This window comes from Gordonia sp. G4 (genome assembly GCF_057770005.1).
In genome coordinates this window covers 2,547,530-2,567,600 of the sequence record NZ_CM173442.1, presented here as the reverse complement: position 1 = coordinate 2,567,600, position 20,071 = coordinate 2,547,530, and the positions used below count along the sequence as shown (strand labels likewise).

The window sequence follows — 20,071 nt, the reverse complement described above, 5'->3', positions numbered from 1 at the left end:
CGGCGACAGACCAATCGGGTACCCGGCCGGACTTTTCCGCACCGCGCCCACTACGCTGCGTAGTGCAGGGTTTCGCGCGCTGCATGTCGGCTTCGTTTGACCTGGGAGGATCGGGTGTCAGTGCTATCACTTTCCGCGCGGCGGTCGGCGGTTCGGCCATCTCGCATGGTGACCGCGGTTGCCGCGATCGGCATCGCCGTCGCCCTCGGCACCACCGGCTGCGGTGCGGGTCAGATCTCGCAGACCGCCAATCAGCTGCCCGCGATCAACGGCGCGAACGTCAACTACGACGAACTCGAGCTCCGCGACGTGCAGATCCTCTACCCCGAGAACGACGCATCGACGGTCTTCGGCGACGGCGGACCGTTCGAGCTGGCGTTCGTCATCGCCAACTCCGATCCGCTTGTCTACTACCGCCTCAAGGGGATCAACCCCGAGGAGGGGCAGGTCACCTTCATCGAGGGCGCTGAGGCCGATGACCGCGTCATCCCGCCCAACGGGGCGCTGCGCGGCGGCACCCCGGTCGGCGCCAACGCCGAGTTCGAGAAGCGCCTCAGCGTCGAGCTCGACAACACCGGTGACACGGTCGCGGCGGGTCTGACGACCGAGCTGACGTTCGTGTTCGAGAAGCGCGAGGCCGACGGCCGCTGGGTCGATGCCGGCCAGACCACCGTCGACGCCCCGGTCGACGGCGGCGCCGAGCTCGAGCGCCAGGACGTGGCACGTAACGCCGAGCCGACCTTCTACAACTAGCATCACGGCGACGAGGGCCACGGCGAAGAGGGCTCCGGGGCCGGCACCGGCGAACACGGCGCCGACGGCGAGGGTCACGGCGAAGGCGGCCACTGACCACCGGTCGAACCACTTCCACGAGCGAGGCCCGGCACCCGCCGGGCCTCGCTCGTTCTGTCGGCCCCGCCACCTAGGCTGACCGGGTGGCCAGAACCAAGACGTCCTTCCGCTGCACCGCGTGTGGCCATCAGGTGCCCAAGTGGGTGGGCCGCTGCCCCGAGTGCGGCGAATGGGGCACCATCGGCGAGGTGGCCGGGCCGGCACCGTCGGCGCGCTCGACCGCGGCGGTCGCACCGTCGAGCCCCGCTCTGCGCATCACCGAGGTCGACGCCGAATCGTCCGCCGCGATCCCCACGGGCATCGGCGAGCTCGACCGGGTGCTGGGCCGCGGCGTCGTCCCGGGCTCGGTCATCCTGCTGGCCGGTGAGCCCGGCGTCGGCAAGTCGACGCTGCTGCTCGAAGCCGTCAAACACTGGGCGGCACAGGACCGCACGGCGCTCTACATCACCGGCGAGGAATCTGCCGGGCAGGTCCGCATGCGGGCCGAGCGCACCGGCGCGGTGCACCCGAACGTCTACCTGGCCGCCGAGACCGACCTCGCGACGATCCTCGGCCACGTCGACTCCGTCGCGCCGTCACTCATGATCGTCGACTCGGTACAGACCCTCGTCGCCTCCGGGGCCGACGGCGTCACCGGCGGCGTGACCCAGATCCGGGCGGTCACGACCGCACTGGTCTCGCTCGCCAAGAACCGCGGGGTCGCGGTCATCCTCGTCGGCCACGTCACCAAGGAGGGCGCGGTCGCCGGGCCGCGGTCGCTGGAGCACCTCGTCGACGTCGTACTCGCGTTCGAGGGTGACCGGCACTCGACGCTACGCATGGTCCGCGGTGTCAAGAACCGGTTCGGTGCGGCCGACGAGGTGGGGTGTTTCGAACAGCGCGACGACGGCATCCATCAGGTCCCGGATCCCTCCGGAATCTTTCTGCATCAACGTGATTCGGATGTGAGCGGCAGCGCGACCCTGGTGACCATGGACGGCAAACGCGCACTGGTGGGCGAGGTCCAGGCGCTGGCGAACGGCACCGAGATGAACATTCCGCGCCGGGCGGTCTCCGGCCTGGACATGAACCGCGTCTCGATGGTGCTCGCGGTCCTGCAGGCACGCGGGGGTCTGAAACAGATCGCGAAGAGCGAGGTGTATCTATCCACGGTGGGCGGCATGCGCGTGACCGAGCCGGCCGCCGATCTCGCGATCGCGCTCGCTGTGTACTCCACGGTGAAGAACCAGCCGATCCCGCAGTCGACGGTGGTCGTCGGCGAGGTCGGGCTCGGCGGTGAGGTCCGTCGTGTCTCGGCCGTCGCGCGCCGACTCGCCGAGGCGAAGCGACTCGGCTTCCGGGAGGCGATCATCCCCGCGGCCACCGACGAGGAACTGCCGACGGGCATCCGGATCCTGCGTGTGGCGAACCTCGGCGACGCCGTCGGTCTCCGCGACGCCGATCCGGTGGACGCGCCCTTCTGACCCGTCCCCCTGGCCGCTACGCCTAGGGGTACATCCGGCGTTTGTACTCCTCCGCCCGGGCGCTCTTCTCGACATGGGCGGCGAAGTGCTTCCGCACATCGATCGTCACGAAGATCGCGTGTGCGCTGGCCACCGGCTCGTCCGGATTACCGATGTGGGCGACCGCCTCGGTGAAGATTTTGCGGCGCTGTCGGCCCAGCAAGGTGCCGGTGAACTGCAGCGTCGAGCCCACCGGGATGGGCCGGATGTAATCCACCTCGAGATGCACCGTCACCCCGGAGGGCCCGATCAGGAGCGGGATCGTGCCCATCACCTCGTCGAACGCGGTGCTCAGGATGCCGCCGTGGATGACGCCGGGGCCGCCCTCCATCCGGGTCTCGACCTCCATCGACGCGTCGACGGTGAACCCCTCACCCGCATGCACCACCAGATGCAGGCCCTGCGGGGAGTCCGGTCCGCAGCCGTAGCAGGTCGGGTTGTGCATGCGGACGGGTTCGCCCGGCTTCGCCGCCTTCGGGTGGCGTTCCACCTCGTCCAGGTCGTCGGGCACCACGAAACTGCTGCTCTTCACACCCCGGTACCCTAGTCACCATCAGAACGGCCGATGTCGCTGGCATCCGGCCCGGCGCGGGTGGGCGCCGTCCCCGCGGGGACGGACGGGTCACTGGAGGGAAGTCATGGTTGCCGAGGTGGTCAGATCCGAGCTGACGCGCGACACGGTGGCGCGCGTCGCGCCCGGCACGCCGCTTCGTGACGGCCTCGAACGCATCCTGCGAGGCGGCACCGGCGCCCTCATCGTGCTGGGGCACGACTCCGACGTCGAGAAGATCTGCGACGGCGGTTTCCACCTCGACGTGGAGTTCGCGCCGACGCGACTGCGCGAGCTCGCCAAGATGGACGGCGCAGTCGTGCTCTCCACCGACGGCAAGCGCATCGTGCGGGCCAACGTCCAGCTGGTCCCCGATCCCTCCATCCCGACCGAGGAGTCGGGCACCCGTCACCGCGCGGCGGAGCGGACCGCCATCCAGACCGGGCATCCGGTGATCTCGGTGAGCGCGTCGATGTCGATCGTGAGCGTCTACGTCGACGGCGCCCGCCGGGTCGTCGAGAGCCCGGACCCGATCCTGTCCCGCGCCAACGTCGCGCTGGCCACCCTCGAGCGGTACAAGGCCCGGCTCGACGAGGTGATCTCGGCGCTGTCGCGCGCGGAGATCGAGGACTACGTGCTGCTGCGCGACGCGATGTCGACCGCCCAGCGCATGGAGATGGTCCGTCGTGTGTCGGCCGAGATCGAGGAGTACGTCCTCGAACTCGGTGTGAACGGCCGGCAGGTCAGCCTGCAGCTCGAGGAGCTGATCAGCGACAACGACACCATGCGCGAACTGCTCGTCCGCGACTACTACGCCAGCCCCGAGCCGGCGACCGCCGAGGATGTCCGCCAGGCGCTCGAGGTCGTCGAGAACCTCAGCGACGCAGACCTTCTCGACCTCACCCTGCTCGCCGGGGCCTTCGGGTACCCGACGACGATCGAGGCCCAGGACACGGCGATGAGTCCCCGCGGTTACCGTCTGCTCGCCCGGATCTCGCGGCTGCAGTTCGCCCACGTGGACCGGCTCGTGCGCAGCTTCGGGACCCTACAGGCGCTGCTCGCGAGCTCGTCGGCCGATCTGCAGGCGGTCGAGGGTATCGGCAGCATCTGGGCCCGCCACATCCGTGAGGGACTGTCCCGCCTGGCCGAGACCAGCATCGAGCGCTACGACTGATCGCGCGTATTCGGGCGACTGGTACCTCGATCACGGCAACGGCCGCGAGGCCGCTAGTTGGACAGCAGTGCTCGTTCGATCATCTGCGCGTCATCGTTCGCGTCCGCCGACCACGCATACCAGTTGTGTCCGCCGTTCCGATAGTTGAACGAGATCGGCAGTCCGAGACGTGTCGATACGGCCTGGAGGGCCACCGTCGAGAACATAGCGCCAGACTCCAGCGCAACTCCCAGAGCTAGCGCGGTTGCCGCCTGCTGCACGAGCTTCGGACCCGATCCGGGATCAGCAGCCAATCGTTCCTGAAGGACCTGGTTGGCTTCGCGGAGTTCATTGCTGGTCGGAATTCCGTTCCCGGAGGAAACAATCACGGTCTGGCGAGTTCGCGCGACTTCGCCGATACGGGACAGGACGTCGTTCTGTGCCCAGCGGTTACCCGGCGCCTCAGGGTCTCCCCACATCGCGGTGCGTCCGTTCTCGATGTCGGCACGCTCACGCTGGATGGCAGGTATTCCCAACCACCCGAGCGGGTTGTCAGTCGGATAGTAGCCGGAGTAGGAACGGGCCACTTTGAACACCGTTGGATGGTCCAGCGCAAGGACGATCGCCGGACCCGCGGACATCGATACCCCGACGATGCCGTTGCCCGATCTCGGCACATCGAAGTTCCGCTGCAGATACTTCGGCAGTTCGACCCCGATGAACGAGCTCCATTGCGGCGGAATCGACTGACCGGTGGGCGCTTTCTCCCAGTCTGTCATCCACTCACCTGCACCACCGGCCGGAAAGACGAGAGTGTTGACGGAATCGTAGGCAGCGACGGTTTCAGGCTCCGCTGTCCACGTACTGAACTCCGGATTCGACCCCAATCCGTCCAGGAAGTAGATTCCGCGCCCTGCCTGGCGCTCTCGTGTGTCTGCGGCTCGGATCTGGACCGTGGCCTCTCGCCCGAGCGCAGTCGAGTCGAAGGTACAAGTCTGTAGGTTCTGAGCGCGCTCGGCCGGCGTTCTCCAGACGCAACCCGCGTCAGCCCTGAGCATCTCCGGGTCGGATGCCACTGCGGGCCCGCTGCCCCACACCAGCGCTGATGATGCGCACGTCACCGCAACGCCCGCGGCAACCACACAGCGACGCATGAACGCCTTGAATCCGACTCGGATGAGAGACCTCCCCGCCAGACGAGACCGAGGTAGGAGATCTCATCATTGATACTCAACGAGTCGGTACTTTACCTAGCGAACGAATAGTTCGCGGTACCCGCCTGGCCGAGACCAGCATCGAGCGCTACGACTAGTCGCCTGGCCCGGCGAACGTGACCGTCGCTCAGGGCTGTTGGGCCGGGGCGACCATGTTGAACGTGATCGGGAACGATTCGCGTTCGCCGATCTTGCCGATGGCGGAGTAGGAGCCGGCGGGCACCTGGGTCCGCGGGCGCTCGCAACCGGGGCTGCTGGTGGTGCCCGACCAGGTGATCGTGTCCTTGACCTGCTGCGCAGGCTTGAGCACCACGTTGTTGACGGTGTTCAGCGGCGAGCAGTCGCGCGCCGACCACAGCGTCCGGGTGCCGTCCAGGGTGCGGACGATGACGTTCTGCACGGCCTTGCCGACGTCGCGGGTGCACTCGGACAGTCCCGCGTTGGTGGTCACGATGGTGAACACCGGGTTCTGTCCGATCGTGTAGGTGGGCTTGTCGGTGTAGAGGACCACCGAGATCGCCTGATCCGGGCACAGGGCCGGCCCGCCGGCCGCTCCGGGAACGCCTGCTGGACTTGTCGATTCGACCGGGGTCGCGGACCCCGCGGGCGGCCCCGCCGGAGCACCCGCCCCGCCGCCGGCGCCGCCCCCGCATCCGGTTCACCGGAGGCGCCACCCGCCTGCGGTTCCGACGCGGGCGGCGCGGATGTCGTCGACGACGCCGATGAGCTCGACGACACGCTCGCGGTGGCTGCGGTGTTCTGCGGATCCCCGCTTCCCGACGTCATCCACACGATCAGTGCTACGACCAGACCGACCACGACCAGCGCACCACCCGCGGCGACGACGCGGCGTCGCCAGTAGATCTCGGGTGGCAGCGGGCCCTGGGGTTCGATCACGACCACAACGCTAACGGCCGGGTCTTGACTTCTGGTTCATCACGTGCGGCGTGTCGCAGCGGGAAAGCGGTCCCGAGCAGGCAAAGTCTAGAGTTCGCCTTCAGGTCCACCGCATGCGGAGACGAATACGACGTCAGGCAGACTCGGCCACCGCGGTGGGCGCCGGGCGTTCACCGATGTCCCCGTACACGCCCTGGACGTTCACCTGCCCCTCGCTGAGCTGGTAGGTCAGGCCGACGATCGCCAGGCGGCCGGTACTGATCCGATCGGCGATGATCCGGCTGCGCTGCATGAGCAGCTGCCCGGTCTCCACCACATGGCGGGCCTCGAACTCGTCGACTCGTGTCAGGCCCTCGCTACGGCCGGCGAGGATGCTGGGGGTGACCCGTTCCACGACGTCCCGGATGTAACCGCCGGGGATCTGGTTGTCGTCGAGCGCGTCGAGGGTGGCCTTCACCGCGCCGCAGCTGTCGTGCCCGAGGATCACGATGAGCGGCACCTGCAACACCTCGACGGCGTACTCGAGCGAACCGAGGACTGCCGAGTCGATGACCTGACCGGCCGTGCGGACGACGAACATGTCGCCGAGGCCCTGGTCGAAGATGATCTCGGCCGCCAGCCGCGAGTCGGCGCAACCGAAGAGCGCGACGTGCGGATGCTGGCCCCCGGCGAGTCGCGCCCGGTCCTCGATACCCTGGCTGGGATGCTGAGATTCACCTGTCACAAATCGGTTGTTGCCGTCGCGCAGGATGCGCCAGGCCTGCCGTGGTGTCGTTGCGGTCATGCCCAATAGTGTGCCATCGGGCCATCTGCTCGGTTGGTTCGATATGCATGAACGGGATCTTCCGTGGCGTGACCCGTCGTGTAGCGGCTGGCAGATCCTCATCAGCGAGATCATGTTGCAGCAGACGCCGGTGTCCCGGGTGGTCGAACCCTGGCGGGAGTGGGTCCGGCGGTGGCCGGCCCCCTCGGCGATGGCGGTCGAACCGGCCGGGGAGGTCCTGCGGGCGTGGGGCAAGCTCGGCTACCCCCGACGCGCGCTCCGCCTTCACGAGTGCGCCAAGGTGCTTGCCGCCGACCACGGCGATCGGGTTCCCGAGGATGTCGAGACCATGCTGGGACTGCCCGGTATCGGGGACTACACCGCACGGGCGGTCGCGTGCTTCGCCTATGGACAGGCCGTGCCGGTGGTCGACACCAACGTCCGGCGGGTCATCGTCCGCGCGGTTCACGGGCGCGAACAACCGGCGAATCCGTCGCGGCGGGATCTCGCCGACGCGCAGGCGCTGCTCCCCCGGTCCGTCGACGGCACCTACGCCGCGTCGGCACCACGCTTCTCGGCGGCGCTGATGGAACTCGGCGCGCTCGTCTGCACGGCTCGAAACCCCAAGTGCGACATGTGCCCTCTCGTCGACGGTTGCACCTGGGTCGGCCTCGGCCGGCCGACGCACTCCGGACCGCCGCGCCGGGTGCAGAAGTTCGCCGGCACCGACCGTCAGGTGCGCGGGCTGCTCCTCGATGTCCTGCGCAACACGAGCGGCGCCGTCGACCGCGCCGCACTCGACGTCGTGTGGACCTCCGACACCGCCCAGCGCGACCGGGCCCTGGATTCGCTGCTCGTCGACGGGCTCGTGGAGATCACCGCAAGCGGACGCTACTGCCTCGCCGGCGAGGCATAGCTCCGCCGGGACTCCGCCGAACGGCTCCGAGACGGCTGTACCGGAACTCCGCTCGAGCCGGTGCCGACAGACCTCATAATCCGTGCCGGGTTCATTGACCAGTCGTTTGATCGTTCGGAGATAGTCTCCCACCACGCCCGGATCGTTGCTAATGTCCCGATCCATGAGTCAGCCGCCGTATCCCCCTGTCCCGCCGCCGGACCCGCAGCAACCGGGCGGCTTCCCCGGGCAGCAGCCGCCCCAATACGGGCAGCAGCCGCCGCAGTACGGGCAGCAGCCTCCCCAGCAACCGCCGTACGGCCAGCAGCCGCCGCCGCAGCCGCAGTACGGCCAGGCCCCGCCTCCGCCGCCTCCGGGCGGGCCGCAGTACGGTGACGCCGGGGCCTATCCCGGAGCCCCGGATCCCTACGGCGCGCCGGGAGATTCGGGCAAGATCGACGTGGGCACCGCGTTCTCGTGGGCCTTCGGCAAATTCAAGAACAACGTCGGCGCGATGATCCTGCCGGGCCTCGCGATGTTCCTGCTTTACGCGGTGTTCCTCGGGGTCTTCTACACCGTTTTATTCGCCAGCAGTGACGACCTCGTTATAGACGAGAACGGGTATATCCAGTCCGGCGGGCCTGGAATCGGTACTTACATCCTAATGGCGCTTATCGCCGTGGTCTTCTACATCGGCATTCTGTACTTGCAGGCGAGCATCATCTCCGGAGCGGTCCGTGTCGCTAACGGCGAACCTGTATCCGCGGCATCTTTCCTGACCCCGATTCGATTCGGACCAGTGATCGGCACCGCGATTCTGGTCGGGATCATCACAGCCATCGGTACGTTCCTGTGCGTGCTCCCCGGCATCATCGCCGCGTTCTTCTTGATCTTCTCGATCGTTGCCACAATCGACAAGGGGCTATCGCCTGTCGAGGCACTGAAGGCATCGTTCGAGTTGGTGAAGTCCAGATTCGGCGACTCTCTACTCACGTGGTTGGTGACTTACGCAATCACCCTGGTCGGCGCCCTACTGTGCGGAATCGGCCTGATCGTTGCAGCTCCCGTCGCCCAGCTGTTTTTCGTGCACTGCTGGCGTCGGCTCAACGGCGCGCCCATCGCGCCGGCCGACCCCGCCTGACGCCACCCGTTCCTCCTCGGGGCGTACACGATTCGTCGTGTACGCCCCGAATTACGTTGCGCGGCGGTCTCAGCGGTCGAGGCCGGACAGGAATGCCTCCACCGCACCGCGATACACATGTGGCGCGTCGTCGTGGATCAGATGTCCGGCATCCGGCACGCGGAGATGCCGGGCGTGGTCGTTGACCGCGCACATCGTCCGCATCTGCCCCGGCGGGGTGACCCCGTGCTCGGCCTCGATCAGCAGCGCCGGCACGCCGACCGAACGCCATTGCGTCCAGAAATCGCGTCGGCCCCATTCCTCGGCGATCGCGGCCCACAACGGAATCCGACCGTGTAACCGGCCGTCGTCGAAGGCCTCGAAGAAGTAGCGGCCGGCCACCGGCCCGAACATCTCGACGGCTTCGGCCTCGGAGGCGAATCGGTCCGGCCAGGACTCGAACCACGGGGTCCAGCTCGTGGTGGTCCGGCCGCGGAAGTCGGGGGCCATGTCCTCGACGACCAGCGCTGCGACGAGTTCGGGGTACTCCGCCGCCGCGCACCAGGCGTGTAGGGCTCCCATCGAATGCCCGATGAGGACCGCAGGCCCGCGGTCGATCCAGGTGAGGACCTCGGCGAGGTCGGCGACGAACCGCTCCGTCGCGAGTTCGCCGTCGTCGCAGGGTTGTTCGGCGTCGGCGCCGGTGTGGAACGCGGCGTCGTAGGTGAACACCCGGCCGTACCGGCGCAGCCACGGGACCTGGCGGCGCCATGTCCGTCCGCGGCCCATCAGGCCGTGCAGCAACACGATGGGCGGCGCCGCGCGCTCGACTGTGGCCGACGATCCGTTCGCTTCGTCCGCGACTTCGGGACCACCGTGGTCGCGAAGTCCGGTCTCCTGCGGAACCTCACCGTCGAACATGCCAGAACTGTAGTCGCAGAACCGCAGTGCCACCGACGACCGGCACGGGGCCCGACCACCGTGTCGTCGTTCCCCAGACGACCGCCCCCGCACAGCGCCTATGGTGGACGCATGTCTGTTGTGAAGATCAATGCCATCTCCGTCCCCGAGGGCGCGGGCCCCGAACTGGAGAAGCGGTTCGCCAATCGCGCCCACTCGGTCGACGGGTCCAAGGGGTTCCTCGGATTCCAGCTGCTGCGTCCGGTCAAGGGCGACGACCGCTACTTCGTCGTCACCGAGTGGGAGTCCGAAGAGGACTTCCAGGCCTGGTCGGCGGGTCCGGCCCGCGAGGCGCACTCCGGTGAGCGCGCCAAGCCGGTCGCCTCGGGTGCCGATCTGCTCGAGTTCGAGGTCGTGCTCGACGCGCGGCCCAAGTCCTGAGACGAGCACGCCCTGACCCCTGAACCGGCGGCGGGCGCGTCGCTCGTCGCGCCGATGTTCCCGCTCGGCACCGCCCTGGTGCCGAGCGCGGAACTACCGCTGCGCATCTTCGAACCGCGCTATCGGCAGATGCTCGACGACCATGTCGACACCTCGACCGATCCACCCACGGTCCGATTCGGCGTGGTGCTGATCGAGCGCGGTTCGGAGGTCGGCGGCGGCGAGTCACGCTGCCGCGTCGGCACGCTGGCGCACGCCGAGATCACCGCCCGGCTACCGGACGGCCGCGCGACGCTGACCGCGATCGGCCGACGCCGGTTCCGGGTCGAGGAATGGCTGCCCGACGATCCATATCCGCGCGCCCGCATCACGGTGTTGCCCGAGCGGACCCCGAGCCGCTCCGATCTGGCCCGTCTGCGCGACCTCGCCGAACGACACCGCGAGCTCATCCGGCGGAAGTTCCGCGCCGCCGGCGAGGATCCCGAGCCGATCATCGCCGCCTTCGCCCTCATCGACTCCGATCCCCGGGCCGCGGACCTCTCGCCCATCCACCGGTGGGCGGCGCAGACGGCGGGACAACCGCATGACCAGCAACGACTCCTCGAGGCCGAGGACCCGACCGATCAGATCGAGATCCTCCACGACGTGATGCAGGGGATGGAGGCCCGGGTGGCCTTCGGGAGTTCCTGACGACCACCCCTGGCATCAGAGTTAGAACGTGTTCTAGTATTGCGTGTGCCGTAGTTCACACCTGTCCGTCGGCGGCTGTCGACCGCCCACGCCCGGGCAGGGCCCCGTCCTCTGAGGAGCACACGCGTAATGACCGAGACCGTGGAGTCCCAACCCGCCACCCTCATCGGCGGGGGCGATCAACCCCAGTTGCTCATCGGCGGCCGATGGGCCGATCCCCATTCCACCGAGACCCTCGAGGTCCACTCCCCCGCCACCGGTGAGCGCGTCGGTTCGGTACCGCTCGCCGATGCCACCGACGTCGACGCCGCGGTCCGCGCGGCGCGCGCGGCCTTCGACTCCGGGGTCTGGAGTTCGACGCCGCCCGCACAGCGCGCCGACATCATCGCGAAGGTCGCTGATCTGATCGACGAGCGGGGCGACGAGATCACCGCGCTCGTATCCGCCGAGATGGGCGCGCCGCCGAGCGCGATCAGCACCCTCCAACAGCTCCCCGGCACCGGTGTCCTGCGCGCCTACGCCAACGCGGCCCGTGACTACCAGTGGGAGGAATACCGCACCGGCCTGTTCGGCACCACCAGGATCACCCGCGAACCGGTGGGCGTCGTCGGCGCGATCTGTGCCTGGAACGTCCCGCTGTTCATCACCTGCAACAAGATGGGTGCCGCGCTGGCCGCAGGCTGCTCGGTGGTGCTCAAACCCGCACCCGAGACCCCCATGACCGGCAACTACGTCGCGCAGCTGTTCATCGAGGCGGGCGTTCCCGCCGAGGCGATCTCGGTGGTCACCGGTGGCACCGAGACCGGGCAGGCGCTCGTCGCGCATCCCGACGTCGACAAGATCACCTTCACCGGTTCGACCGCGGCCGGCAAGGCGATCGGCGCCGCCTGCGCCCAGACCCTCAAGCGGTGTTCGCTCGAGCTGGGCGGCAAGTCGGCCGCCATCGTCCTCGACGACGTCGACCTCGCCGCGAACGCTTTCATGCTGACGTTCCTCGGCCTGTTCAACACGGGCCAGGCATGCGTCGCGCAGACGCGAATTCTGGTGCCGCGCAGCCGACAGGACGAGATCGTGGCCGCGATGGTCGAGGCCGCGAAGGCGATGAAGGTCGGGCTGCCCTCCGATCCGGAGGCCCAGCTCGGACCGCTGATCACCGAGAACCAGCGGAACAAGGTCGAGGAGTACGTCGAACTCGGCAAGAAGGCCGGTGCCACCGCGGTTCTCGAAAGCGAGCGTCCCGAGGGACTCGACTCCGGCTACTTCCTCACCCCCACGATCTTCACCGGCGTCACCAACGACATGGCCATCGCGCAGGAGGAGATCTTCGGTCCCGTGCTGTCGGTCATCGCCTACGACGACGTCGACGAGGCCATCGCCATCGCCAACGACTCGAGCTACGGACTCGCCGGCACGGTGTGGACGAACGACGTCGAGCGCGGCATCGAGATCTCCACCAAGATCCGCACCGGCACCTTCGGGATCAATTGGTACGCCATCGATCCCGAGTCACCGTTCGGCGGTTACAAGAACTCGGGCATCGGCCGTGAGAACGGCCGAGAAGGTCTCGAGTCCTTCCTCGAGCACAAGTCGACGATGCTGCCGATGGGATACGAGGTGTCCACGGGTTAGCCCTCCCGCCTCTCACAGGGGGGAACCGGGGCCGGACGACGTGTACGTCCGGCCCCGGTTCTTGTTTCGTGCCCGCCCACAGGCAGAGAGCCGCTGACTATTGCTCCCTGAGGTGCGAGGAGCGATAGCGACGAGCCACGAAGGGCCTGGTGAGGCACGCTGCGGAGCCCTTCGTGGCTCGCTTCGCTCGCACCTCAGGGAGCAGAAAGGGGCCGGCCCGCCAATTCGAGGACCTCCACCGCACCGGTATCGGCCGGTGGCTGGTGCGTCACCACGACGACGATGCGGTCGGGCCCGAACAGGTCCCGCTCGATCCCCAGGAGGCGCCGCAACAGCTCGTCGGAGTCCGCCTCGTCGAGATGCTCGGTCGGTTCGTCGAGCAGGACGACCGGCGCGGGATGCAGCAGTGCGCGGGCGAGCAGCAGTCGCCGCCGCTGCCCGCCGCTCATCGCATCGGCCCCACCGGTGAGGACGGTGTCCAGACCGTCGGGAAGTGCTGCGGCCCAGCGCTGCAGCCCGGCGGCCGCCAGCGCGGTGTCGATCTCCTCGTCGGTGATGTCACCGCGGGCGACGCGCAGGTTCTCGCGGACCGACGTCGAGAAGATGTGCGCCTCCTCGGCGAAATAGCATCCCGCCGAACGTAACCCGACGATCGAACCGTCGCCGACGTCGACCGCCTCGACGTCCCCGGCCATCGGCGGCAACAACCCGGCGAGGGTGAGGAGCAGCGTCGACTTCCCCGCCCCGCTCGGGCCGGTGACCACCAGACGCGAACCAGGTCGCAGGTCGAGATCCACGCCCGCCGCGGGACCGAGGACCTCCCGATCCCGGTGTCCCCAGCGCAAGCCCGTGGTCCTCAGGCGCACCGGAGACCGATACACCTCGGCGTCGGTTACATCGACTGTTCCGTCGGCGTGCGCCCCGTCCACCAGCGCCATGAGCCGGGCCGCACTCTGTCGGCTCCGCTCGATCTGCAGCCCGGCCTCGGTGAGCGGCGCGGTGGATTCGAAGGCCGACAGCGGCAGCAGGACGAGCACACCGAGGATCATCGGCGTCAGTCCAGCCCCCGAACTCACCCCGGCGAGCGAACCCGAGGTCGCCGAGGCCAATTCGACGGCGATGACGCATGCCGCGATCAGCGACGCACCCAATGCCAGCGGAGTCGCCGCCGCGGCGGATGCCTGCCACCGGATACCCCGGTCCGTGGCGTCGAGATGGCGGCGATCCGCCGCTGCGGCCGCTGCCAGCGCGTGATGGCGTCTGCGTGCGACGACGAGTTCAGGCGCGTGCCACAGCGCCGTCGTGGCGGCCTCCGTGGCCTCGGACGCGGCCTGCGCGCCGTCGCGGATCGACCGGGCACCACCGCGTGCGGCCAGCCACGGCGCCACACCGCCGCTGACGGCCAGCGCGAGTGCGAGCACCACGGCCGCGGGCACCGAGACCAGCGCCATCACCACCACTGCCGCAAGCGATGTCGTGGCACCGATGCCGATCGGGATGAGGCCGCGGATGAGGGCGTTCCCGATCTCGTCGACGTCGTCACCGGTCCGGTTCAGCAGTTCACTCCGCCGCAGCGTGACCGAATAACCCGGTGCGCCCGACGCCAACGCCGTGTACACCCGTTGCCGCGCGGTGGCCATGGCCTGCAGAGCGAGATCGTGGGTCGCCAGCCGTTCCAGATAGCGGAACACACCGCGCGAGATACCCAGCGCCCGGACCGCGGTGATCGCGACCGACAGGTACAGCACCGGCGGCATCTGCCAGGCGCGGGTGATCAGCCAGGCAGACAGCGCGGCGAGGAAGAGCGCCGACAGCGAACCGCCGACGCCGAGGGCGAGCGCGGCGATGGTCGGACGCCCCCGAAGACCCAGGAACCCCAGGGCCCGAAAGAGCGGATCACCGCGCATGATCCACCTCCGCGACCGTGCCAGTGCCTGTGCCCGCCGTGCCCGAGACCGCCGTGCCCGAGACCGCCGGGAACTCGATCGCCCGGTCCGCGTACTCGCGGGCGACACCCCGATGCGCGACCACGACGACCGTGTCCCCGGCGCGGGCGCGATCGCGGAGGGTCGCGAACACCTCGCGTTCGGATGCCTCGTCGAGATGGGCGGTCGGCTCGTCGAGGAGCAGCAGCGGCGCCGGTGAGGCGAGGACGCGGGTCAGCGCGAGGCGCTGCCGCTGTCCGGCGGAGAGCCCGACCCCGCCCGTTCCCAGCACCGTGTCGAGCCGTTCGGGCAACTCGACCACCACATCCGCGAAGCCGGTTGCCGCGGAGGCTGATTCGAAGGCGCCGCGGTCCAGGGCGCCGTAGAGCGCCAGGTTCTCGGCGACCGTGCCCGGCACGATCACCGGCTGCTGGGGCAGCCAGGCGATCTGTTCGTGCAGCGCCGCGGGATCGGCCTGGGCGACCGGGGTGGACCCGATCAGCACCGACCCCTCGTCAGGAGCGAGCAGGCCCATGATCGTCGAAAGCACCGTCGACTTTCCCGACCCGTTGGGCCCGGTGAACACCGTCAGCGAACCCGGTTCGACCGTCGCGCGAAGGGATTCCGGCGCCCACCCGTCGCGGCCGTGGACCCCGACGTCGAGCAGCGTGATCGGCGCTCCGGCGACCGTGACGCCCCGGCTCCCCGCGGCGGGCACCGCCGGACCCGACCCGGCGGACGCCGGCGCGATGAGCCCGAAGACCTGCTCGGCAGCGGTGAGGCCGTCCGTCGAATTGTGGAACTGCATCCCGACCCGACGCAGCGGCAAGTACGCCTCCGGCGCGAGGATCAGTGCGAAAACACCGGCGTACAACGACATCTCGCCGTAGACCAGGCGCAGACCGATACTCACTGCCACCAGCGCCACGCAGAGCGTCGCGAGCAGTTCCAGGACGGCACCCGACAGGAACGCGACACGCAGCGAACTCATCGTGCTACGGCGGTACGCCTCGCCGAGCTCACCGACGCGCGCCGCCGGGCCACCGGCCCGGTTCAGCGCCCGCAGGGTCGGCAATCCCGCGATGAGGTCGAGGAGCTGGGCGCTCAGCCGGCTCATCGTCGCCAGCTTGCGCGTGGTGCGGTCGCGTGTCATCAGTCCGACCAGAACCATGAACAGCGGGATGAGCGGCAGCGTGACGAGGATGATGAGCGCCGAGGGCCAGTCGGCGAGGGCGATGACCACCGTGACGACCGGCGTCAGGACCACCGCGGCGACGAGGGCCGGCAGGTAGCCCGACAGATACGGCCCCAGTGCGTCCAGACCGCGCAGGAGAACCGTGCTCGCATGTTCGCGGATCGCGGTCAGCGACCGTGGCGAGGTGCGGGCCGGATCGGTGAGGACGTCGAGCGCCTCGGCGCGCAACTCGGCGATCGCCCGCTCGGCGGCCCGGTGTGCGTACCGATCGTGCCCGTAGGCCATCGCCGCCCGCACCACGAGGGCGGCGGTCAGAATCGCCAGATGCGCTCCCTGCGCGGCGAAGGACCGCGCGCCCGGCGACACGATCAACTCGGAGACGATCGAGGCCACCATCGCCGCCACCACGATGATCGCGATCACCTCGGCCACCGCGAACACCGCGGTGACCCCGACGTAGCGGCGGGTCGTCGGCGAATACCGCAGCAGCCGCGGATCGAGCGGGGGCCGGGCGGTGCGACTCACTTGCTCGGGATTCGCAGCGACGGAAGTCCGGCCGGGTCCGGGATGTGCGCGACCGACAGCCGCTTGCGGAACACCCAGTAGGTCCAGGCCTGGTAGGCCATCACCACCGGGGTGATGAGCACCGCCGCCCACGTCATGATCGTGAGTGTGTAGTCGCTCGACGCCGTGTTCTCGATGGTGAGGTTCCACTCCGGATTCAGGGTCGACGGAATCGCATTCGGGAACAGCACGGCGAACAGCGTGGCGACCGTGCCCGCGATCGCGATGCAGGTGAACATGAATGCGTAACCCTCGCGGCGGATCTGCGTCGCCACCACCATGCCGACCGCGGCGACGGCGGCGATGAGCACCGGGATCCACGTCCACGAGTTGCCGTACGCGAACTGGGTCCACAACAGGAACACGGCGGCCACGATCAGTGTCGGCCAGGCCAGCCGGGCGGCGTAGCGAGCCGAATCCTCCTGCAGCACACCGGAGGTCTTCAGCGAGATGAACACCGCGCCGTGGGTGAGGAAGGCGAGCAGGGTGGTCGCACCGCCGAGAAGGGCGTACGGGTTGAGGAGGTTGAAGAACCCACCGGTGTACTGGGCGTCGGCGTCGATCGGAAGCCCGCGCACGATGTTGGCGAACGCCACACCCCACAGGATCGCCGGAATCCACGACCCCAGCCCGATTCCGATGTCGCACCACATGCGCCAGCGGGGATTGTTGATCTTGCCCCGCCACTCGATCGCGCAGACCCGCACGATGAGACCGATGAGGATGAGGAACAGCGGTAGGTAGAACGCGCTGAACATGGTGGCGTACCACCCGCCGAACGCCGCGAACAGCGCCGCACCCGCGGTGATGAGCCAGACCTCGTTGCCGTCCCAGACCGGGCCGATGGTGTTGAGGAGCGCGCGGCGCCGTTTGTCGGGATCGGCCTCCGGATCGTCGGCGGCGACCTTGTCGTCGCCACCGGTGTGGCTCGATCCGAGGATCGGCATCAGCATGCCCACGCCGAAATCGAAGCCCTCCAGGACGAAATACCCGACGAACAGGAACGCGATGACCAGGAACCAGACTTCTTCGAGACTCATGATCACGCTCCTCTAGTACGCGAACGAGAGCTGTTTGGGCTCATCGGATTCGGATTCGTCGTCGTCGGTGTGGCCTGGTGGCCGCGAGTCGTGCGCGGCCGGACCCTCGATGACGTAGCGCCGCTGCAACATGAACCACACGACACCCAGGGCGCCGTAGAGCAGGGTGAATCCGATCAGCGTGACCAGCACGGTGCTCGCCGAGTGGTTGGAGACACCGTTCTGCACCAGCATGCTGATCCGCAGTGGATCGAGATCGTCCTCCCAGTTGGGTGCGACGACCCATGGCTGGCGCCCCATCTCGGTGAAGATCCAGCCGGAACTGTTGGCCAGGAACGGGGTCGGGATCATCAGCAGGGCGATGAAACCGAAACGTCTGGATTCGACCACCCGCTTGCGTCGCGTGAACCACAGGCCGCCCAGGGCCACGACCACCGAACCGAGCGCCCAGGTGATCATCGCCCGGAAGCCCCAGTAGGTCACGAAGAGGTTGGGTGCGAAGTTCTGATTCGCCGGCACGTTCGGCTGTCCGGCGAAGGCCTCGGTGTACTGCTCCTGCAGCTCTTCGACGCCCTGCAGGGTCGAGTCGAAATCGTGGTTCGCGAGGAACGACAACATCTTCGGGATCTCGATGATGTGGTCGATGTTCTCGCAGTTGTTCTGACGGCCGATCGACAGGACCGAGAAACCCGGGCCCGTCTCGGTCTCGCACAGCGACTCGGCGGACGCCATCTTCATCGGCTGCTGTTTGAACATGATCTGCGCCTGGATGTCCCCGGTGATGAACAGTGCGACACCGGAGACGATGGTCACCCACAACGCGAGCCTCGTGACCGGCCGCCAGAGGACGCGGGCGTCCTTCTCGAGGTCCTCGGGTGTCGCGTCGAGGTGACTCGGCGACGTGCTGTCCGGGATCTCACCCACGTCACCGGTTTCGGCGGCCTCGCGGATCTTCTTCGCCCGCCACGAGTTCCGGGCCATCCACCAGATCCCGATGGCCGCGACGAAGGTGCCGGCGGTGAGGAAGGCACCGGCGATCACGTGCGGGAAGGCCGCGAGAGTCGTGTTGTTGGTCAGCACGGCGACGAAGTCGTTCATCGCGGGCCGCCCGCGTTCGGGGTCCCACACGACGCCGACGGGGTGCTGCATCCAGGAGTTCGCGGCGATGATGAAGTACGCCGAGGCGTTGACGCCGATCGCCGCCAACCAGATACACGCGAGATGCACGCGGCGCGGCAACCGGTCCCAACCGAAGATCCAGAGTCCGATGAACGTGGATTCGAGGAAGAAGGCGACGAGGCCCTCCAGGGCCAGCGGCGCACCGAAGACATCGGCGACGAACCGGCTGTACTCGCTCCAGTTCATGCCGAACTGGAACTCCTGGACGATTCCGGTCGCGACGCCGAGCGCGAAGTTGATCAGGAAGAGCTTTCCGAAGAACTTGGTGGCGCGCAGCCACTGCTCGTTGCCGGTGACATGCCACACCGTCTGCATCACCGCGATCATCGGCGCGAGGCCGATGGTCAACGGGACCAGGATGAAGTGGTAGACGGTCGTGATCCCGAATTGCCATCTGGAGACGTCCAGAGCGTCCATATCGCCTCGAATCGAGTTGCCGGCCCCCGGGCTGCGGGGGCAGGTCGAAACCTGCCGGGAACTTACTACTACCAGCGGTAGTAGTAGGTCGTAGGCGCGACGTTACGCCTGGTCACCGGGCCCGGACAAGCGCCAAAGGTCCCGCCGACCAGCTCGAGGCGGTGTCTTCCCTCTCATTGCCCGGGGTGTGTGTTCCGGGCGGGGTGATCAGGTGCGAGTGACCGGGGTCAATTGTCGTCCACCGAGATGGCCCGATCGACCAGATCGGTGAATTTCGCGGCATCGGACGGTACCGGCATCACGTACCGGTTGAGATGGGTCACCCGGGCCGCGAGGGTCACGCTGCTGACCAGCCAGACCGAATCGGCCGCCACCAGGTCCTCAGGCCGCAGCACGTCGGTCTTCGTCGTCCAACCCTCCCGCGACGCGACATCGAAAACCGCACGCACGGTGGTCGATTCGAGAATCCCGATCTCGGTGGGCGGCGTCACCAGGGTGTCGGCGTAGACGGCCACGACCGTGGCCCGGGGCCCCTCGAGGACGACGCCCTCGCTGCTGAGGAAGATCACGTCGTCGTAACCCTCGTCGGCGGCGTGACGCAGGGCCGCCATGTTCGTCGCGTAGCTGAGGGTCTTGGCGCCGAGCAGTTGCCAGGGCGCCGAGGCGGCGAGGTCGATCGAGAAGCCGCGGGCGAGGGTGACCACCCGCACCCCCTCCGCGCGCGCCGCCGCCACCCGGTCGGGCACCGCGTCGACGGTGACGTAGGCGGTCGGCGCCGATCCGTGCTCACGCCCGCGGCTGTAGACCAGCCGGAGGAGAGCCTCGCCGGCCGATCCGTGCTTCTCCGTCCACGCCTGCGCCGCGGTCTCGATCGCCCCGCGCCACTCGTCGAGATCGGGTGCGCCGAGATCCATCGCCGCGGCACTGTGCGTCAGGCGCTCGAGATGCAGCTCGACGCACCGGGGCCGTCCGGCGCGTACGAGAAGGGTCTCGAAGATGCCGTCGCCGCGGACCGCGGCCAGATCGTCGGCATGGAGGAAGGGAGCGTCGGCATCGTGCTGTGTGCCGTCGAGCGAGACAAGGATCGAATCCGCCATGGATAGAAGGCTGCCATGCGTCCCGGCCGTATGCCGAATCGACCCGTA

The 20,071-nt window shown here is 68.3% G+C and carries 16 protein-coding genes and 2 pseudogenes; 8 read left to right on the top strand and 10 right to left on the bottom strand.

Annotated elements, in window-relative coordinates:
• Positions 1 to 165 precede the first annotated feature (165 nt).
• Together AC3B5T_RS11495 and radA are read left to right on the top strand one after the other, a co-directional pair.
• A pseudogene (locus AC3B5T_RS11495) lies at positions 166 to 849 on the top strand (hypothetical protein).
• Between the two features lie 86 nt (positions 850 to 935).
• Positions 936 to 2,315: a DNA repair protein RadA gene (gene radA, locus AC3B5T_RS11490; protein WP_055475228.1), complete on the top strand. Its 1,380-nt coding sequence runs from the start codon at positions 936 to 938 to the stop codon at positions 2,313 to 2,315.
• Between the two features lie 22 nt (positions 2,316 to 2,337).
• On the opposite strand, the gene AC3B5T_RS11485 is transcribed toward radA, so the two are convergent.
• Entirely contained in the window at positions 2,338 to 2,886 is a 549-nt protein-coding gene (locus tag AC3B5T_RS11485) for a PaaI family thioesterase (RefSeq protein ID WP_055475229.1), read from the bottom strand.
• Between the two features lie 106 nt (positions 2,887 to 2,992).
• Here AC3B5T_RS11485 and disA point away from each other — a divergent pair, with 106 nt between their 5' ends.
• Positions 2,993 to 4,078, top strand: coding sequence for a DNA integrity scanning diadenylate cyclase DisA (disA, locus tag AC3B5T_RS11480; protein ID WP_055475230.1), 1,086 nt, complete (start codon positions 2,993 to 2,995; stop codon positions 4,076 to 4,078).
• A 53-nt stretch (positions 4,079 to 4,131) separates the two neighbouring features.
• Here the strand turns inward: disA and AC3B5T_RS11475 are convergent, their stop codons facing one another.
• The 3 genes and pseudogenes from AC3B5T_RS11475 to AC3B5T_RS11465 form a co-directional block, all read right to left on the bottom strand.
• Positions 4,132 to 5,115, bottom strand: a complete 984-nt coding sequence (locus AC3B5T_RS11475) for an alpha/beta hydrolase (RefSeq protein ID WP_083229482.1) — start codon at positions 5,113 to 5,115, stop codon at positions 4,132 to 4,134.
• Positions 5,116 to 5,398: 283 nt separating this feature from the next.
• Positions 5,399 to 6,168: pseudogene (locus AC3B5T_RS11470) on the bottom strand (hypothetical protein).
• Positions 6,169 to 6,301: 133 nt separating this feature from the next.
• Positions 6,302 to 6,952, bottom strand: coding sequence for a carbonic anhydrase (locus tag AC3B5T_RS11465; protein ID WP_055475232.1), 651 nt, complete (start codon positions 6,950 to 6,952; stop codon positions 6,302 to 6,304).
• On the opposite strand from AC3B5T_RS11465, the gene AC3B5T_RS11460 reads away from it, so the two are divergent.
• Positions 6,951 to 7,847, top strand: a complete 897-nt coding sequence (locus AC3B5T_RS11460; RefSeq protein WP_055475233.1) for an HhH-GPD family protein — start codon at positions 6,951 to 6,953, stop codon at positions 7,845 to 7,847. The genes AC3B5T_RS11465 and AC3B5T_RS11460 overlap by 2 nt on opposite strands.
• Positions 7,848 to 8,010: 163 nt before the next feature.
• Positions 8,011 to 8,967: a hypothetical protein gene (locus tag AC3B5T_RS11455; RefSeq protein ID WP_055475234.1), complete on the top strand. Its 957-nt coding sequence runs from the start codon at positions 8,011 to 8,013 to the stop codon at positions 8,965 to 8,967.
• Positions 8,968 to 9,036: 69 nt separating this feature from the next.
• Here AC3B5T_RS11455 and AC3B5T_RS11450 read toward each other — a convergent pair whose 3' ends face one another.
• Positions 9,037 to 9,867, bottom strand: a complete 831-nt coding sequence (locus tag AC3B5T_RS11450; RefSeq protein WP_055475268.1) for an alpha/beta fold hydrolase — start codon at positions 9,865 to 9,867, stop codon at positions 9,037 to 9,039.
• Positions 9,868 to 9,978: 111 nt separating this feature from the next.
• Between AC3B5T_RS11450 and AC3B5T_RS11445 the strand changes: the two genes are divergently transcribed.
• The 3 genes from AC3B5T_RS11445 (at position 9,979) to AC3B5T_RS11435 (ending at position 12,606) form a co-directional block, all read left to right on the top strand.
• Positions 9,979 to 10,287, top strand: a complete 309-nt coding sequence (locus AC3B5T_RS11445; RefSeq protein WP_035717146.1) for an antibiotic biosynthesis monooxygenase family protein — start codon at positions 9,979 to 9,981, stop codon at positions 10,285 to 10,287.
• Positions 10,288 to 10,341: 54 nt separating this feature from the next.
• Complete coding sequence (locus AC3B5T_RS11440) at positions 10,342 to 10,977, top strand: LON peptidase substrate-binding domain-containing protein (RefSeq protein ID WP_055475235.1); 636 nt, start codon at positions 10,342 to 10,344, stop codon at positions 10,975 to 10,977.
• A 129-nt stretch (positions 10,978 to 11,106) separates the two neighbouring features.
• Complete coding sequence (locus AC3B5T_RS11435) at positions 11,107 to 12,606, top strand: aldehyde dehydrogenase (protein ID WP_055475236.1); 1,500 nt, start codon at positions 11,107 to 11,109, stop codon at positions 12,604 to 12,606.
• 194 nt (positions 12,607 to 12,800) lie between these two features.
• Here the strand turns inward: AC3B5T_RS11435 and cydC are convergent, their stop codons facing one another.
• The 5 genes from cydC to AC3B5T_RS11410 form a co-directional block, all read right to left on the bottom strand.
• Positions 12,801 to 14,513, bottom strand: coding sequence for a thiol reductant ABC exporter subunit CydC (cydC, locus tag AC3B5T_RS11430; protein WP_055475237.1), 1,713 nt, complete (start codon positions 14,511 to 14,513; stop codon positions 12,801 to 12,803).
• The gene (gene cydD, locus AC3B5T_RS11425) at positions 14,503 to 16,251 is read right to left on the bottom strand and encodes a thiol reductant ABC exporter subunit CydD (RefSeq protein WP_055475238.1); all 1,749 of its coding nucleotides are present in this window, start codon (positions 16,249 to 16,251) and stop codon (positions 14,503 to 14,505) included. The genes cydC and cydD overlap by 11 nt, the downstream gene beginning before the upstream one ends.
• Positions 16,248 to 17,330, bottom strand: coding sequence for a cytochrome d ubiquinol oxidase subunit II (cydB, locus tag AC3B5T_RS11420; RefSeq protein WP_055475269.1), 1,083 nt, complete (start codon positions 17,328 to 17,330; stop codon positions 16,248 to 16,250). The genes cydD and cydB overlap by 4 nt, the downstream gene beginning before the upstream one ends.
• Before the next feature lie 12 nt (positions 17,331 to 17,342).
• Positions 17,343 to 18,926, bottom strand: a complete 1,584-nt coding sequence (locus AC3B5T_RS11415) for a cytochrome ubiquinol oxidase subunit I (protein ID WP_014925497.1) — start codon at positions 18,924 to 18,926, stop codon at positions 17,343 to 17,345.
• 227 nt (positions 18,927 to 19,153) lie between these two features.
• Entirely contained in the window at positions 19,154 to 20,023 is an 870-nt protein-coding gene (locus tag AC3B5T_RS11410; protein ID WP_055475239.1) for an aminodeoxychorismate lyase, read from the bottom strand.
• Positions 20,024 to 20,071 lie beyond the last annotated feature (48 nt).

Bases quoted from the DNA above. Each gene is read 5' to 3' on its own strand.
- disA (WP_055475230.1), top strand. From the start codon at position 2,993: ATGGTTGCCGAGGTGGTCAGATCCGAGCTGACGCGCGACACGGTGGCG.
- AC3B5T_RS11475 (WP_083229482.1), bottom strand. From the start codon at position 5,115: ATGCTCAGGGCTGACGCGGGTTGCGTCTGGAGAACGCCGGCCGAGCGC.
- AC3B5T_RS11460 (WP_055475233.1), top strand. From the start codon at position 6,951: ATGCCCAATAGTGTGCCATCGGGCCATCTGCTCGGTTGGTTCGATATG.
- AC3B5T_RS11465 (WP_055475232.1), bottom strand. From the start codon at position 6,952: ATGACCGCAACGACACCACGGCAGGCCTGGCGCATCCTGCGCGACGGC.
- AC3B5T_RS11455 (WP_055475234.1), top strand. From the start codon at position 8,011: ATGAGTCAGCCGCCGTATCCCCCTGTCCCGCCGCCGGACCCGCAGCAA.
- AC3B5T_RS11450 (WP_055475268.1), bottom strand. From the start codon at position 9,867: ATGTTCGACGGTGAGGTTCCGCAGGAGACCGGACTTCGCGACCACGGT.
- AC3B5T_RS11445 (WP_035717146.1), top strand. From the start codon at position 9,979: ATGTCTGTTGTGAAGATCAATGCCATCTCCGTCCCCGAGGGCGCGGGC.
- AC3B5T_RS11440 (WP_055475235.1), top strand. From the start codon at position 10,342: ATGTTCCCGCTCGGCACCGCCCTGGTGCCGAGCGCGGAACTACCGCTG.
- AC3B5T_RS11435 (WP_055475236.1), top strand. From the start codon at position 11,107: ATGACCGAGACCGTGGAGTCCCAACCCGCCACCCTCATCGGCGGGGGC.
- cydC (WP_055475237.1), bottom strand. From the start codon at position 14,513: ATGCGCGGTGATCCGCTCTTTCGGGCCCTGGGGTTCCTGGGTCTTCGG.
- cydB (WP_055475269.1), bottom strand. From the start codon at position 17,330: ATGAGTCTCGAAGAAGTCTGGTTCCTGGTCATCGCGTTCCTGTTCGTC.
- AC3B5T_RS11415 (WP_014925497.1), bottom strand. From the start codon at position 18,926: ATGGACGCTCTGGACGTCTCCAGATGGCAATTCGGGATCACGACCGTC.
- AC3B5T_RS11410 (WP_055475239.1), bottom strand. From the start codon at position 20,023: ATGGCGGATTCGATCCTTGTCTCGCTCGACGGCACACAGCACGATGCC.